Genomic DNA, 15,585 nt, shown 5'->3' with positions numbered 1-15,585 from the left:
GATAGAGCTAAATGATTAAAACTTCAATATAAATATCTTCACATAAAAGGAATATTAAAAAACATGCAGAACATTGATTACATTTCCCTTGGATTGTTTATACTGTTGTGGGTTTCTCTATCACAAATTACCAAAAAAGTAAAAATATTTGGACGCATTAGCCTTAGTCGAGCAATGAATAAAAAGCGAAAGGAATGGGTGTTTAACTCTCTTCATCGAGACTTAAAAATGATCGATACTCAAATATTTTCTGGGCTTCAAGTTGGCACTTCATTTTTAGCATCCACCTCTATATTTGCCCTTGGAAGTAGTTTTGCTCTCCTTGGCGCTGCGGAAAAAGCTGACGCTGTGTTACATGACTTACCGTTTGTTCGCAATGGAGAACTTACAGCTTTCGAATGGAAAGTTATAGGACTCTCTTATATTTTTGGCTATGCTTTTTTTAAATTCTTATGGTCATATCGTCTATTCAATTATTGCACGATATTATTTGGAAGCATACCTATTGTTAAAGAAGTCGAAGCTAATCGACAAGTTGCAGAAAAAATCGCAACACGTGTAGCTTATATGAATATCATTGCCGCAGATAATTACAATGATGGATTGAGAACACTTTTTCTATCTGTGGGATATTTAGGATGGTTTATCAGTTCCTATATTTTCATGATAACGAGTACATTTTTAACAGGCATACTTTTTTTCAGGGAATTTTACTCTAAAGCACGGTTAGTAATACTTGATTCTATAAACTTAGAAGAATAACAATGCCCTTAATTCATCTATTTTACTTAATGAAATTACTTTTTTCCTTTAAAGAAATTCATTTTAAATTTTAATTGCCCCACTATATTACAGATGGTATATTTTTTATTAAAATTTCTTTTTAAACAACTTCCGATCATCACAATCAATAAAGGAAAAATCAACTTTACAAAAAATTTACCAAGATTCAAAAAAACTCATACAGTTACGAAGACTTAACCTGACTTTTACGACGTTCAGGAATTTGCTGATAAGCAATACGTGTATGATATTCACAATAGACAGAAGAAGCCTCAACCCTACAACCACAAAAATAAAAATCGTCTTTAAGAGGATCTCCAAAAGGCCATTTACATGTACTTTCTGTAAGCTCTGTCAATTTTAATTTACAAGAAGTAACCATACCCTTATCAAGTAAAGAAATCTCTGAACTTTCAATTTCCTTAACTTCTTCTTTAACAGTTTTTGAATCTGTTTTCTGTAACGAATCTTCTGAATGCGCAGATAAAGAATCAGCTGATTGTTCTTGAGTATCATCAAGAGACCGTATCCCATGATCTGCTGGAGCCTTATTACGGCCCAACAATGCCAGCCGATGCACTTTACCAATAACAGCATTTCTACTTACACCACCAAGCTGCATAGCAATTTGACTGGCGCTTAATCCTTCTGACCAAAATTTTTTAAGTTTATCAACTCTTTCTTCTGTCCAGCTCATTTATTCCCGCCTGTCAGTCAACAATTTTATCAACATTTTATTTCTTGAAAAAATAATAGCATATTCACAGAATACAATATTATAACAAAGAACCTAAAACGTATTAGATATTAACTATTTATTAACTAGTAATATTAGTTCGCATTTGTTACAAGTAAAAACAGATATAAATTATATCAATTTTTATTTTTTTCTAAGTTAACAGGAATGTGTTGTAGGGTTGCAATAAATTCTAGCTCTTACAAAAAAGTGCTTTCATGCAAGAATGTATGTTTATTGACATGCATTCAATAATAATATTATTATTAACATCATAAATTATGATTTTTTAAGGTTTCTAGTCTGTTTCTAGGAAGCACTGGATGATAGAGAGTAATTACCTTTTTAATGCTTATGCACGCATAAATCTTCGCTTTAAAAAAGGTAATGGTGCATGGCTTATTACTGAAGATGGCGATCGTTACCTCGATTTTGCATCAGGTATTGCTGTAAACTCTCTTGGCCATTGCCACCCAAAATTAGTCAAAGCATTGATAAAGCAAGCTGAAACTCTTTGGCATACCTCTAATCTTTATCAATCAACAGAACAAGAACAACTTGCTGCTCTATTAGCACAAAAAACTTTTGCTGATAAAATTTTTTTCACGAATTCTGGGGTCGAAGCAGTAGAATGTGCAGTTAAAACAGCTCGCCGCTATCATTATACAAGAAACGAACCCCATAAATTTCGGATTATTACCTTTGAAAAGGCTTTTCATGGACGTACCCTTGCCGCGATTTCAGCGAATGGACAATCAAAATATCTACAAGGGTTTGAACCAAAAGTGCCTGGTTTTGATCAAGTTCCTTTAAATGATCTAAAATCTCTTCAAAAAATGATCACACGTGAAACAGCAGCAATCTTGATAGAACCTATACAAGGTGATGGTGGAATCAATGAGGCTACAAAAGATTTTCTAGAAAATATCAGAAAAATTTGCGATGAAAACGGTCTTTTACTTATTTTTGATGAAGTCCAAACGGGAGTTGGACGTACCGGTAAGCTTTTTGCTTATGAATGGTCAAATGTAAAGCCTGACATTATGGCAATAGCCAAAGGCTTGGGAGGAGGTTTTCCTATAGGAGCTTGTCTTGCAACTAATACGGCTTCATCTGGGATGACTCCAGGATCTCATGGGTCTACCTACGGAGGCAATCCTCTGGCTATGGCTGTAGGGAAACAAGTTCTTACCATCATTTTAGAAAAGGGTTTTCTAGAGCGTGTTTGTAATATTGCTGATGTTTTCTATAAAGAATTAATTTTAATTAAAAATTGCTTCCCTAATGTTATAGAAGAAGTTCGTGGTAAAGGTCTCATGCTAGGCTTAAAAATATCAGGTGACGCAAAAGAATTTATAAAAACACTCCGGGAGGAACAACTTCTAGTAGCGCCAGCGGGCAATGATGTCTTGCGGCTTCTTCCACCTCTTATCATAAGCTTAGAAGAGCTTCATGAAGGGTTAGCGCGTATATCACGGGCCGCGCTTATCTTTTCTAATAACCAAAAAACTTAGAAAATAGCCTGATTGATAATAGTATAAATAAAGGTTTCCAATATTATGGCTTCTCCTAGGCATTTCATTGATCTGTCAAATGTATCGGCATCTGATCTTAAGCTTATTGTAAAAAATGCAAGAAAATTCAAAAAATATTCAAATGAAATGTTTTCCAAAAAACCATTAGCCGGAAAAATGTTAGCAATGATATTTGAAAAACCGTCTACTCGTACTCGTGTCTCTTTTGAAGTAGCAATGAAACAACTCGGAGGAGAAACAATGTTTTTATCAGGAATAGAAATGCAACTTGGTCGTGCTGAAACCATTGGTGATACTGCAAGAGTATTGTCACGCTATGTAGACATAATTATGATACGTACCACAGATCACAGTCGTCTTTTAGAACTCTCTGAATATGCTACAGTTCCTGTTATTAATGGTCTGACAGATGACACACATCCATGTCAAATTGTAGCTGATGTTATGACTTTCGAAGAACACCGTAACTCTGTTGAAAACAAGATTTTTGCTTGGACAGGTGATGGAAACAATGTGTTACATTCTCTTATAGAAGGTGCAGCACGTTTTGGTTATCATATCAACATAGCTGTCCCTATAGGGTCAGAACCTAAAAAAATGTATTTAAACTGGGCACGCAGTGAAGGAGCTGTAGTTTCTCTCTTTCATTCAGCTGAAAAAGCAGTGAAAGATGCCCATTGTGTACTAACAGATACTTGGGTATCTATGAATCAAGAGCATAGGGCCCGAGCCAAAGATGTATTTGAACCATTTCAAGTGAACTCTCGACTAATGTCCTTAGCCGATGCGGATGCTTTATTTATGCATTGTTTACCTGCTCACCGCGGTGAAGAGGTTACGAATGAAGTAATTGATGGTCCACAATCTGTTGTATTTGATGAAGCTGAAAACCGCCTGCATGTACAAAAAGCTATTTTAGCTTGGTGTCTTCATATTATTTGAAATGATTATTTTAACAATGTATAGCATGATTAATTTTTTTAAAAAAAAAGCATATCAAAGTCTTTTTTTGTTAGATCCTGAAGTAGCACATGATTTATCAATTCTTGCATTAAAGTCAGGTTTGACTTTTACTTGTTCTAGCAACAACGATACAAGACTAAATTTAACAGTTGCAGGCATTAATTTCCCTAACCCACTTGGTATAGCTGCCGGTTTTGATAAAAATGCTGAAGTACCTTTGCAATTATTAAATCTTGGCTTCGGTTTTGTAGAAGTTGGAACCCTTACTCCCAAACCACAATATGGAAATCCTCGTCCACGAGTATTTCGTTTGGTTAAAGAACGTGCAATTATTAATCGACTTGGATTTAATAATAAAGGTTATGATACAGCCTTTTTAAAGCTATCAAAAATAAAAGCCACAAGTCTTATAGGAATTAACATAGGTGCTAACAAAAACAGCACCGACCGTATTGCTGATTATACATTAGGTATTCATCGTTTTTATTCAGTTGCAACGTATTTTACTATTAATATTTCTTCGCCAAATACTACAGATTTGCGTAAGCTTCAAGAACGTGAAAACTTAAGCAAGCTTCTTTCTTCTATATTAAAAGCACGTCATGAAGAAATTGAAAAAACAGGGAAAAATATTCCTATATTTTTAAAGATTTCTCCTGATCTCACAGAAAGAGAACTTGACGATATAGCTGCTGAAGCAATTGCATATTCAATTGATGGCTTTATTATATCCAACACAACTCTTTCTTATGATGATCTAAAGAATAAAGTATCATCCGATACATCTGGTGGACTTTCTGGATCTCCCCTCTTCCAAAAATCTACAACAGTTCTTGCAAAAATGAGGAAACGTGTTGGACCTGATATGGTGATCATTGGAGTTGGTGGTATATCTTCTGCAGAAGATGCTATAGAAAAAATAAAAGCAGGAGCAGATCTTTTACAACTTTATTCAGCAATGATCTATGAAGGACCAACATTACCTCAACGTATTTTGAAAGCTTTATCACTTTTTTTAGAAAAAAACAAAATTCTACATTTACGTGAAATTCGTGATTCAACTACTGAATATTGGTCTCAAAAAAATCTCTAGGTTTCTTAGTAGATTAGACAAAATGTCATATTAACTTCATATAACTAAAATACGTTGTATCAACTCCTAACGTAGAGCGAATTTAATATGAATTTTATTTCAAATTTAATCTTAAAGCACATAATCAATCTTATTGGAACCTGCATGATTATGTTTTGGATAACAGGATGCATATTCAGCGAAAAAGTCCCTCAAGGAAATCTATCAGATGCCTGGAATCAAACAAACAAAGCTTTATTGATTGTTAATAAAATTAGACATGAAAATCATCTCCGTCCTGTGATGGCACATAAAAAAGTTATTTTTGCAGCACAAATGCAAGCAATACGTATGGCAAAAGCAGATAAAATGTCTCATTTTATTGGTTTTGGTGATAATTTCAGAATGAGAATGAAATCTCAAGGAATACTTCCACCTGCAGCAGAAAATATTGCTTATCACCAAAAAGATGTGCAACAGGCTGTTATGAGCTGGATTCACTCTCCCAAGCACTTAAAGAATATTCTAGGCCAATATTCTTTTATTGGAGTTGCAGTAGCACGTGATCCTGCATCAAATTTCCAACCATATTGGGCAATGGTACTATCAAAATAGGATTGAACAACTTAAACACATAAAAAGTTAACACTTACCTATCGCTATAATATTTTGTATTGACCATAGAAATTAGAACATTTGAGTCCACACTTCCTCTAAAAATGCAAAACGCTTATTCTAAAGGCTCATCCCATGATTTATTCTCAACAACTTCATACCACATTGCATTAAGAATTGAAAATGTAGCTGCAAATGGCATTCCTAATAACCAACAAAAGTACCACATCTCTCAAACTCCTTATCAATAACTATGATTATTATTATCCTTAATTGTTTCTTCGGTTACCTTTCCTCGAAGGACATAATATACCCATGTCGTATATGCAATAATGATAGGCATAAAGAAAACTGTGACTCCTAACATCACAAAAAGAGTAAGATGACTTGATGAAGCATCCCATATTGTAAGCCCAGAATGGAAATCATTAGAAGAAGGCAATATAAACGGATATATAGAAACTCCTACCGTCGTAATAATTCCAAATAATGATACACTACTGCTTATAAAGGCCAAAGTTGAATAATTACGTTTAATAAAGTTAAAAGATAATAACGCTCCTGACAACCCAAGTATGGGAAAAATAACAAAAAATGGATATTGGATATAATTTGCAAACCAAACACCTTGAGAAACTTCTACTTCTTTTAAAAGAGGATTAGACGGAGCATCAAAAATAATTGGACTGGTAATTTTATAGCCATCTATAAAAAACCAAACAACGAAACCACCAAGTGAAAAAAGAATAAAAGTAATTACAGAAGAGATTAAGCCAAATCTACTTGCACGCACAGCTAACATTCCTTCTGTTTTAATCATCAACCATGCCGAAGCGCGCATTAAAAACATTGACACTGATAAAAAACCACAAAGAAAAGAAAATCGATTCAACAATCCCAAGAAATAACCATCATAAAACATTCTAAGAGCTTCATTAAAATGAAAAGGTACGCCTTGAAGAACATTCCCTACAGCTACACCAAGTATTAAGGATGGTACAAAACCGCTCAAAAATAAACCACAATCCCAACAATGACGCCATGTCTTGCTTTCTTTCATAGAACGGTATTTGAAACCGACAGGGCTTAATATAAGAGAAAAAACCACTAAAGCCATTGCAATATAAAACCCTGAAAAGGATACTGCATAAACAGCAGGCCAAGCAGCAAAAATTGCCCCTCCTCCTAGAATAAACCAAACTTGATTGCCTTCCCAAACAGGACCAATAGTATTAATAATAATACGACGCTCTACATCACTCCGACCCAAAAACGGAAGAAGGATTGCTACTCCAAGATCAAAACCATCCATAATAGCAAAACCGATTAACAAGACACCAAGCAATACCCACCATATAATCCGTAAGCTACCATAATCTAATAACATATGCAGAATCATTATTCTTCTCTACTTTTACTACTTTTCAAATATTAAGCGCTTTAATTCGTACTCAATCTTGGTCCATGAGATACAACTTTTATAATCAAATGCATTTCTATAAAGAACAGGATACTATAAATTACAGAAAAACAAACAATAGTTGTAAGAACGGTCATAGCCCCAATATTAGATACAGCTGCTGCAGTAGGTAAGATACCCTCAATAACCCATGGTTGACGTCCAACTTCTGCAACAACCCAACCCATTTCTGCTGCTATCCATGGTAAAGGAATTGATATAACTGCAAGTTTCAATAGCCATGGATAATAATCAATCCTATGCCGTATAGAAAGATAGAAAAAAATTAATGTAAGAGCAAGAAAGAAAAGACCTAATGCCACCATTATGCGAAATGACCAAAAAAGTGTTGGAACATTTGGTATTGTAGTGATAGCAGCCATTTTAATTTGTTGATCTGTCGCGTGAAGAGGATTATCGACATATCGTTTCAGCAAGAGAGCATAACCCAAATTATGACCATGAGCTTCAAAAGCTTTACGCGCTATTTCTGAATTCCTTCCCTGCTTTGAAGCATTTCGTATACCTTGAAGTGCATTGTAAGCAATGAGCCCTTCTCTTATATGTTTTTCTGCATTTTTTACAAGTTGATTAATACCAGGAATTTCTTGAGTCAAAGATCGAGTACCAATAAATCCCATCATCCAAGGAATACGTACAGAATAATAAGTTTCTCGATCTTTTTGACTAGGAAAACCAAAAGCTGTAAAAGCTGCTGGAGCTGGTTCTGTTTCCCACATAGCCTCAATAGCAGCAAGCTTCATTTTTTGATGTTCATTAGCAAGATATCCACTTTCATCTCCTAACACAATTACAGATAAAGAAGATGCTAACCCGAAGGATGCAGCAACAACAATGGATCTTTTTGCTAACTCTATATACCTTTTTTTAAGAAGATACCACGAAGATATGCCAATGATAAAAATTGAAGCAGTCACGTAACCTGCTGATATTGTGTGTACAAATTTTGCTTGTGCTACAGAATTTGTAAATACCAAGAAAAAATCAGTGACTTCCATACGCATGGTTTCTGGATTAAAAACTGAACCAACAGGATGCTGCATCCAACCGTTAGCAATCAAAATCCATAATGCCGAGAAAGCAGAACCAAAAGCCACACACCATGTCGCGACTAAGTGGCCTACAGGTGATAACTTATTCCAACCGAAAAAAAACAATCCGACAAAAGTAGCTTCCAGAAAAAAAGCCATTAGTCCTTCAATTGCAAGAGGAGCACCAAAAATATCCCCTACGTAATGAGAATAATAACTCCAATTCATACCGAACTGGAACTCCATCACAATCCCTGTAGAAACTCCTAAAACAAAATTAACACCAAAAACTTTGCCCCAAAATTGTGTTATTTGTTTCCAAATAGGCTTCCCTGTCATAACATAGACAGTTTCCATGATCGCAATAAGAATTGAAAGACCAAGGGTCAAAGGCACAAACAAAAAGTGATACAAAGCTGTTATAGCAAACTGAAGCCTTGATAAAGTAACTATATCGAATTCCATTACAATTATCCTATTCTTCTTGATATTTTAAATAAATTAACAAATTAATTTAATTTTGTATGTGGAAATAAAAATCGTCCACCTTAAACCTTAATGAAATTTTAAATTTGATAAAGCAACTTCAAATTCAGGCTCACCTCTATAATAATGATCAGAGATACTTCCTTTACCAATCAATACAACATGATCTGCCATTAAAGCATCCCGACGAATATGTGTTGCAATAACAAGAGTACGATCCTTAACATAATATAAAATACGATCGATAATATCCTGTGCCGTTGAAGAATCGATACCTTCAGTAGGTTCATCAAGCAACCACATGGGAGTATCTTGTAATAAAAGACGAGCAAGGGCAACTCTCTTTAATTGTCCTCCAGAAAGACCTATTCCACCTTCTCCAAGCTTTGTATCCAGCCCATATGGCAATTCTTTAATATTTAAACCTATATCAGCTAATACCTGATATAAAGCCGCATCGCTCACAGTAGGAGCTGCCAACTGTAAATTATCTCTTAAATTTCCTAAAAAAAGCTCAGAACGCTGAGGCAATAGAGTAGAATTAATAGATAAAGCTATACCTTTTTCTAAACTTATTTCTCTTGAAATTACTGATAATAAAGTGGACTTTCCAGAACCATTACATCCCAATAAAGCAACATGCTCGCCTTTCTTAATTTCTAATGAAAGGCAAGAAAATACAGCTTTGGGATTTTCTTCATGCCTTACACAAACATCAGAAAGCTGGACAGCTAATCCAAAAATTGATGGTTCTTGGAAACAACGACCAAGAGGAGCTGATGTTAATCGTGGAGAAATACGGCGAATAGCAAGAAGAATATAACCTAGATCTAATATACCACGCTTTAAAGCCATAAAAGGATCAATAGCTACTAAAGTTATAAAAATAAAAAAAACAATTTTAGATATGTTAAAGCTGTTTTCTTGTACCAAACTTTCAAACTTCAGCAATATAATTGAAATAAACGCAGTAGAAACTGCACCAAATCCAAAAATTAAATATGTTTCAATCTTGTTTAAATGACTATTTGCATGAGCTAAACGGCTTTCAGCACTACAAATGATTTTATTATGCAGATCAAGGCGTCCAGACATTACAATATCCTTTTTACCAATGACAAAATCTATAATACGAGCACGCAATGCTTCCATGGCATATGCTCTCCGGCGACAAGGTTTAAAGGAATTGAAAGCAGAAATAAAAGATAACCCAAACCCCATAGAGATAATAAATAAAAAGATCAAAATACCGAATAATGGAGAAAAATAAAACAACCCTACACCTAAAATAAAGGAGCTAGAAATTGCCACGACCATCGGAACCAACCCTCTTAAATAAAGAGTATCTAGAATATCAATATCTGAGGTAAGACGAAAAAGAATTCGAGCAGGTCTTTTTGCTAAAACCTTTGATGAATTTGGCGCAGCCCACCCTCGAAATAAAGCCTCACGCAAATCAGATAAAACAGAAAGAGTAGCATTATGAGTTACATATCGTTCAGCATACCGAGAAATTGTACGCGCAATCGCTAGAAAGCGAATTACCGCACTCGGAGTAATAATATCAAAAGTAAACTTTGTAATACCCGAAAAACCTGCTATCGCAGTCGAGGTAATAAGCCAACCCGAAAAACCAAGAACGAGCATGGCTACTAAATTTGACAATAACGATAAAAATATCCCTGCAATCAAAAGTTGGAGATATCTTCCAGAAAATAGAAGATAAAGGATTTTTAAAAAATTTTTTCTCATATCAAACTATTTTTAATATCTTCAATGGGAATAACTCGGTCCATTAAAGAAGCAAGTTTTATATCATGTGTTGACACTATTAATGTATGATTTTTGGTTACAGACAGCAAACTTTTAGTGATGAAGGAAGCTGTTTCAGAATCTAAGTGTGCTGTTGGTTCATCAATCAAGAAAATATCTACGTTTGGTTTTAACAAGGTACGCGCTAACGCCAATCTTAAGGCTTCACCTCCTGAAAGACCCATACCTCCTTCTCCAATAAGAGTGTCTGGGGCAATATCCAAAAAAACATCCTTCAGTGCATTCGAAATCTGTTGATCATTGGCTTCTAATAAAGCCAATCGCAGGTTAGATTTAATGCTACCAGAAAAAAAATACGGATTTTGATCAACCCATGCCATACGAGAACGGGCTGATAATATTGTGTATCCATTTATTGCAATATTCCCTACCCTAATATGCCCCTCTTCAGGAATTACAAATCCTGCAATCAAAGAAAGTATAGTAGATTTACCGCACCCACTAGGGCCAAACAAGGCTATATGTTCCCCAGGAAAGACTGAAAGATTAAATTTATTAAATAAAAGCCTGTCGATTTTATTATACCTAAAGCAAATATCTTGCAAATGTACTGAAGGAGGCCCTTTACAAGAAATCATCTTATGATCTACCGGGACCATTCTTAACGCTCTATTCCCTAAAGTTTCAAGTTGTTTAAGCGCGACCTCTCCAGCAGCCCTCTCATGCCAAACAGAAGACAATTCACGTAATGGCTCAAAAAAAGCTGGTGCCAATAACAAGATAAATAAACCCTCATACAATGTTATTTGTCTACCCCATGCACCAAAATTAATCTGACCTAGTAAACTAAAACCTACATAAACAGCAATCATTGCAACAGATAAGGAAGAAAAAAGCTCTAGAACAGCAGAAGATAAAAAAGCTATCTTTAATACTTCCATTGTCCTTCTACATAAATTCTCAGAATGGTCTCTCAATTTTTGAGCCGTTATCTCAACAGCATCAAGAGAACGAATAGTCAACAAACCTTTTAAGCGATCAATAAGCATAGCATTTAATTCACCAACTTCAGAAAGATGCTTTTGACTAGCTTCTTTCGCATGCCAACCAATTAATATCATAAAAAGAGGAATTAAAGGTGCTGTAATAAGAAGAATAAACGCTGCTATCCATGAATAATACAATACCAAGAAAAAAATAATTATAGGCAATATGCATGCTTTTAAAGCTATGGGTTGAAATCGTGATAAATAAGATACTACCATCTCAGATTGCTCACTAAAAACACTTGCAACTTTTCCTGAAGAAGGACAATTAATATCGAGAGGAGAAATATTTCTCCATCGCTCTAGCATTTCCTGTCTTTTTTGTGACACAAAAGAATAGGCAAACTTAAAAGCAACCCGACACCCTAAAGCATCAATTGCAAACCTCATTAATCCAGAAATGAAAAAGATCAATACCATAAAAACAACTTTATATTGTCTTTCTAGAACAACAACTCCAATAATTTTAGCTATTAAAGCAATTTGAATGAGCCCAAAAATACTCGCTATAACCTGTAAAATAGCTGCCCATCTTGGTAAGTGTGCTACTTTAGTCTGAGACATGGAAATTCCGTAGTATAATTTTATATCTTTATTCTGATAAAGAGAACCCTATGAAACAAAAGACCCGACATCCTTTTTTTATAAGATCATATTCTTACGTGAAGCTAATATCTTATATATATTTTTTTAAAAAATGCTCATAACAATAGTTATATTATAGTATAATACAAAAAACATTACCTGTATTTATAAGATACAGCTGCTCTATAAAATTTTTCAAGATCTATACAGATTTCTAATCTACAACATCAAGAAATATTTATATGATTTTAACCCAGTTTAAAATTATCCATATTTAAAACCTACAGATAGTCTCATAGTAGAAATATATATTACATAATTTTAATTCTAAAAAAGGATTTTAATAATTATGCCGACCCAAAAAAACAGACTCAAGCATGCTGTGTCTTTAATAACAACTACTCTATTCTTATGTTTTATAATTTTTCAAGCATACGCAAGCCCTTATATATTGATTGACGCAGACACAAAGAAAATCATACTTGAAAATGAATCATCAAGGTTATGGCATCCTGCTTCCCTTACCAAATTAATGACAACTTATATCGCTTTTTCCATGATACGAGATGGCCAAGTAACTTTTAAAACTCCTATTGTGATCAGTAAGCATGCGGCTAACCAGCCACCTGTAAAGATGCATTTTCAACCAGGATCACAACTAACACTTGATAACGCTTTAAAAATAATGCTTATTAGATCGGCAAACGACATTGCCATAGCAATAGCTGAAAATCTTAGCAAAACAGAACAATCTTTTGTTTTACGTATGAATCAAGAAGCAAAAAAGCTTGGACTATTGTCTACTCATTTTGTAAATCCTCACGGCCTTACACAAAAAAATCAATATAATTATACTACAGCAAGAGATCTGGCAATATTATCTTTAGCTATAAGAAATGAATTCCCTAACTACCTTAATTATTTTTCGCTACCAGGTTTCAAAATCCATGAGAAAAATTACTTTAATTCTAATTGGCTTATTGGACACTTTCCTGGAGCAAACGGCATGAAGACAGGCTATACATGTTCTTCTGGATTTAATTTAATTTCTTCTGCTACTCAAAAAGGACGTACTGTTATTGCTGTTGTTTTAGGTACTGAAGACTTAAATAAACGTAACACTATATCTCAAAAATTACTGCTTGAAGGATTTTTACATTATCCAACCAGTAACATGAAAACATTGTCATCTAAAAAAAATATCTCTAACAATCTCCCAGATATTAAAGAAAAAATTTGCAATAAAAAGAATGATCTCCTTAATAGCCAATTGTTAGCAGAAGAAAAAAACATACAAGAAAGAGAAAACCTTAACCTTTTAAACATTAATCTTTTAAAGGATACAAAAAAAATTAAAAAAAATAAGATCCCATCTCGAAAAAACAATACCAAAAAGATTTCAAGATATTAAAAAAGAATTGCTTCACCAAAAGTGTTATTTTTATAAAAAAACAATTCAGAAAACTTAATAAAAGTCTTATTATTTTCTTAATCAACGCAAGATAAATGAAATTACTTTACTCAAAAAACAACCCTCTATTCCCAAGAAACATTTAAAATTCTAATTATTATATTAATTCATATTACTATTCTTAGGAATTTTTTGATTGTGCTATATATAAATCTCCTTCCTCTCGATATTTTGTTTTCATTTCAGAAAAGTTTTTCTCTTTTGCTACTGCTCGAATATCATGAGAAATCTTCATTGAACAGAATTTAGGGCCACACATTGAACAAAAATGCACACGCTTATGCGCTTCTTTTGGTAAAGTCTCATCATGAAAAACACTTGCTGTTTCAGGATCTAAAGATAAATTAAACTGATCCTCCCAACGAAACTCGAAACGTGCACGAGATAAAGCATCATCTCGAAGACGTGCTGCAGGATGTCCCTTAGCTAAATCAGCAGCATGTGCAGCTATTTTATAAGTAATAACGCCTGTCTTGACATCATTACGATCTGGAAGCCCAAGGTGTTCTTTAGGAGTTACGTAACACAACATAGCAGTACCAAACCAACCAATCATTGCCGCACCTATACCGGATGTTATGTGATCATAACCGGGGGCAATATCAGTAACAAGCGGCCCAAGAGTGTAAAATGGAGCTTCATTACAGATTAATAACTGTTTATCCATATTTTCTTGTATTTGATGCATAGGAACATGACCAGGCCCCTCAATCATGACCTGACAATCTTTCTCCCAAGCAATTTTTGTTAACTCACCTAATGTTTCTAGTTCAGCAAATTGCGCAGCATCATTAGCATCAGCAATAGAACCTGGCCTTAAACCGTCTCCTAAAGAGAAAGAAACATCATAATCTCGACAGATATCACAAATCTCTTCAAAATGTTCATAAAGAAAATTTTCACGATGATGATACAAACACCACTTAGCCATTATAGAGCCACCGCGAGATACGATTCCTGTTACGCGATCTATTGTTAACGGAATATAATGGAGCCTTAGTCCTGCATGAATAGTAAAATAATCCACACCTTGCTCTGCCTGTTCAATCAGTGTACTACGAAATACATCCCAAGATAGTTCTTCAGCAATACCTCCAACTTTTTCTAGAGCTTGATATAATGGAACAGTTCCTATCGGAACAGGAGAATTACGAATAATCCATTCACGAATATTATGAATATTACGACCAGTAGAAAGGTCCATAACAGTATCAGCACCCCATCGAATTGCCCATACCATTTTTTCAACTTCTTCTGATAGTGATGATGTTACAGCAGAATTCCCAATATTTGCATTAATTTTCACAAGAAAATTTCTTCCGATAATCATAGGCTCACATTCGGGATGATTAATATTTGCAGGAATAATGGCGCGTCCACTTGCGATTTCTTGTCGAACAAACTCTGGAATTATATAATCAGGAATACGATTTTTAGATTTACCTATTCCCTTCTGTTCCTGCATCATATTTTTACGTCCAAGGTTCTCACGAATTGCTACAAATTCCATTTCAGGAGTAATAATACCTGCCCGAGCATAAGCCAGTTGTGTAACGCATTTATCTTTTTTTGCTCTAAAAACACGATGAGTTACAGGAAAAGCAGGAGCAACATCTTTATCTTGAGTAAAAGATTTTTTATCTGATTGGGGAATATAAGAATCAACATCTTGGCGTTCTAAAATCCACTTTTCACGAAATCGAACCAACCCCTTATCAACACTAATATCAGGTATGTCATTAGTGTAAGGACCTGAAGAATCATAAACTATTACTGGAGGTTCATTTGCAGAATCATGTAAAAAAATTTGACGCATTGGAACCTGAACTTCAGGGTAAATAGAGCCCTGAATTTTAATCTTCTTTGAAGCAGGAAATGGACCTTGAGTTACATCTTGAGGGATGGAACCTGTTTTCAGGTTCAAAATATTACTTAGCATAGCAAGATCCTTAATTTCAATATAACTAACTATTGAGTATAAAAATAAAGTAGACAATTTTTAAATTATT

13 protein-coding genes are annotated in these 15,585 nt (G+C 34.4%); 6 read left to right on the top strand and 7 right to left on the bottom strand.

The window, feature by feature from the left end; genetic code table 11:
• Positions 1 to 63 precede the first annotated feature (63 nt).
• A complete protein-coding gene (locus B488_RS00760; RefSeq protein WP_015272572.1) occupies positions 64 to 762 on the top strand; it encodes a DUF599 domain-containing protein in 699 nt (232 codons plus the stop codon).
• A 205-nt stretch (positions 763 to 967) separates the two neighbouring features.
• Here B488_RS00760 and B488_RS00755 read toward each other — a convergent pair whose 3' ends face one another.
• Positions 968 to 1,480 carry a GcrA family cell cycle regulator gene (locus B488_RS00755; protein ID WP_015272571.1) on the bottom strand — a complete coding sequence of 171 codons (513 nt, stop codon included), beginning with the start codon at positions 1,478 to 1,480 and terminating at the stop codon, positions 968 to 970.
• A gap of 362 nt (positions 1,481 to 1,842) precedes the next feature.
• On the opposite strand from B488_RS00755, the gene B488_RS00750 reads away from it, so the two are divergent.
• The 4 genes from B488_RS00750 to B488_RS00735 all read left to right on the top strand — a co-directional run bounded on the left by B488_RS00750 (position 1,843) and on the right by B488_RS00735 (position 5,704).
• The gene (locus B488_RS00750) at positions 1,843 to 3,033 is read left to right on the top strand and encodes an aspartate aminotransferase family protein (protein ID WP_015272570.1); all 1,191 of its coding nucleotides are present in this window, start codon (positions 1,843 to 1,845) and stop codon (positions 3,031 to 3,033) included.
• A gap of 45 nt (positions 3,034 to 3,078) precedes the next feature.
• Complete coding sequence (gene argF, locus B488_RS00745; protein WP_015272569.1) at positions 3,079 to 3,996, top strand: ornithine carbamoyltransferase; 918 nt, start codon at positions 3,079 to 3,081, stop codon at positions 3,994 to 3,996.
• A gap of 25 nt (positions 3,997 to 4,021) precedes the next feature.
• On the top strand, positions 4,022 to 5,110 hold the full coding sequence (locus B488_RS00740; protein WP_015272568.1) for a quinone-dependent dihydroorotate dehydrogenase: 1,089 nt from the start codon (positions 4,022 to 4,024) through the stop codon (positions 5,108 to 5,110).
• Positions 5,111 to 5,254: 144 nt separating this feature from the next.
• Entirely contained in the window at positions 5,255 to 5,704 is a 450-nt protein-coding gene (locus B488_RS00735; RefSeq protein ID WP_015272567.1) for a CAP domain-containing protein, read from the top strand.
• Between the two features lie 115 nt (positions 5,705 to 5,819).
• Here the strand turns inward: B488_RS00735 and cydX are convergent, their stop codons facing one another.
• From cydX to cydD, 5 genes are all read right to left on the bottom strand, one after another.
• Complete coding sequence (cydX, locus tag B488_RS00730; protein WP_015272566.1) at positions 5,820 to 5,933, bottom strand: cytochrome bd-I oxidase subunit CydX; 114 nt, start codon at positions 5,931 to 5,933, stop codon at positions 5,820 to 5,822.
• A gap of 15 nt (positions 5,934 to 5,948) precedes the next feature.
• Positions 5,949 to 7,103, bottom strand: coding sequence for a cytochrome d ubiquinol oxidase subunit II (gene cydB, locus B488_RS00725; protein WP_041770514.1), 1,155 nt, complete (start codon positions 7,101 to 7,103; stop codon positions 5,949 to 5,951).
• Between the two features lie 41 nt (positions 7,104 to 7,144).
• A complete protein-coding gene (locus tag B488_RS00720) occupies positions 7,145 to 8,680 on the bottom strand; it encodes a cytochrome ubiquinol oxidase subunit I (RefSeq protein ID WP_015272564.1) in 1,536 nt (511 codons plus the stop codon).
• Positions 8,681 to 8,770: 90 nt separating this feature from the next.
• Complete coding sequence (locus tag B488_RS00715; protein ID WP_187287613.1) at positions 8,771 to 10,366, bottom strand: amino acid ABC transporter ATP-binding/permease protein; 1,596 nt, start codon at positions 10,364 to 10,366, stop codon at positions 8,771 to 8,773.
• 83 nt (positions 10,367 to 10,449) lie between these two features.
• The gene (gene cydD, locus B488_RS00710) at positions 10,450 to 12,084 is read right to left on the bottom strand and encodes a thiol reductant ABC exporter subunit CydD (protein WP_015272562.1); all 1,635 of its coding nucleotides are present in this window, start codon (positions 12,082 to 12,084) and stop codon (positions 10,450 to 10,452) included.
• Positions 12,085 to 12,454: 370 nt separating this feature from the next.
• Here cydD and B488_RS00705 point away from each other — a divergent pair, with 370 nt between their 5' ends.
• Positions 12,455 to 13,516, top strand: coding sequence for a D-alanyl-D-alanine carboxypeptidase family protein (locus tag B488_RS00705; RefSeq protein WP_015272561.1), 1,062 nt, complete (start codon positions 12,455 to 12,457; stop codon positions 13,514 to 13,516).
• A 181-nt stretch (positions 13,517 to 13,697) separates the two neighbouring features.
• Here B488_RS00705 and thiC read toward each other — a convergent pair whose 3' ends face one another.
• The gene (gene thiC, locus B488_RS00700) at positions 13,698 to 15,515 is read right to left on the bottom strand and encodes a phosphomethylpyrimidine synthase ThiC (RefSeq protein ID WP_015272560.1); all 1,818 of its coding nucleotides are present in this window, start codon (positions 15,513 to 15,515) and stop codon (positions 13,698 to 13,700) included.
• Positions 15,516 to 15,585 lie beyond the last annotated feature (70 nt).

The sequence above is a fragment of the Liberibacter crescens BT-1 genome, from assembly GCF_000325745.1.
GTDB classification, from domain to species: domain Bacteria; phylum Pseudomonadota; class Alphaproteobacteria; order Rhizobiales; family Rhizobiaceae; genus Liberibacter; species Liberibacter crescens.
Note: the sequence above shows the minus strand (reverse complement) of the source record. Positions and strands in the feature narration are given on the sequence as shown.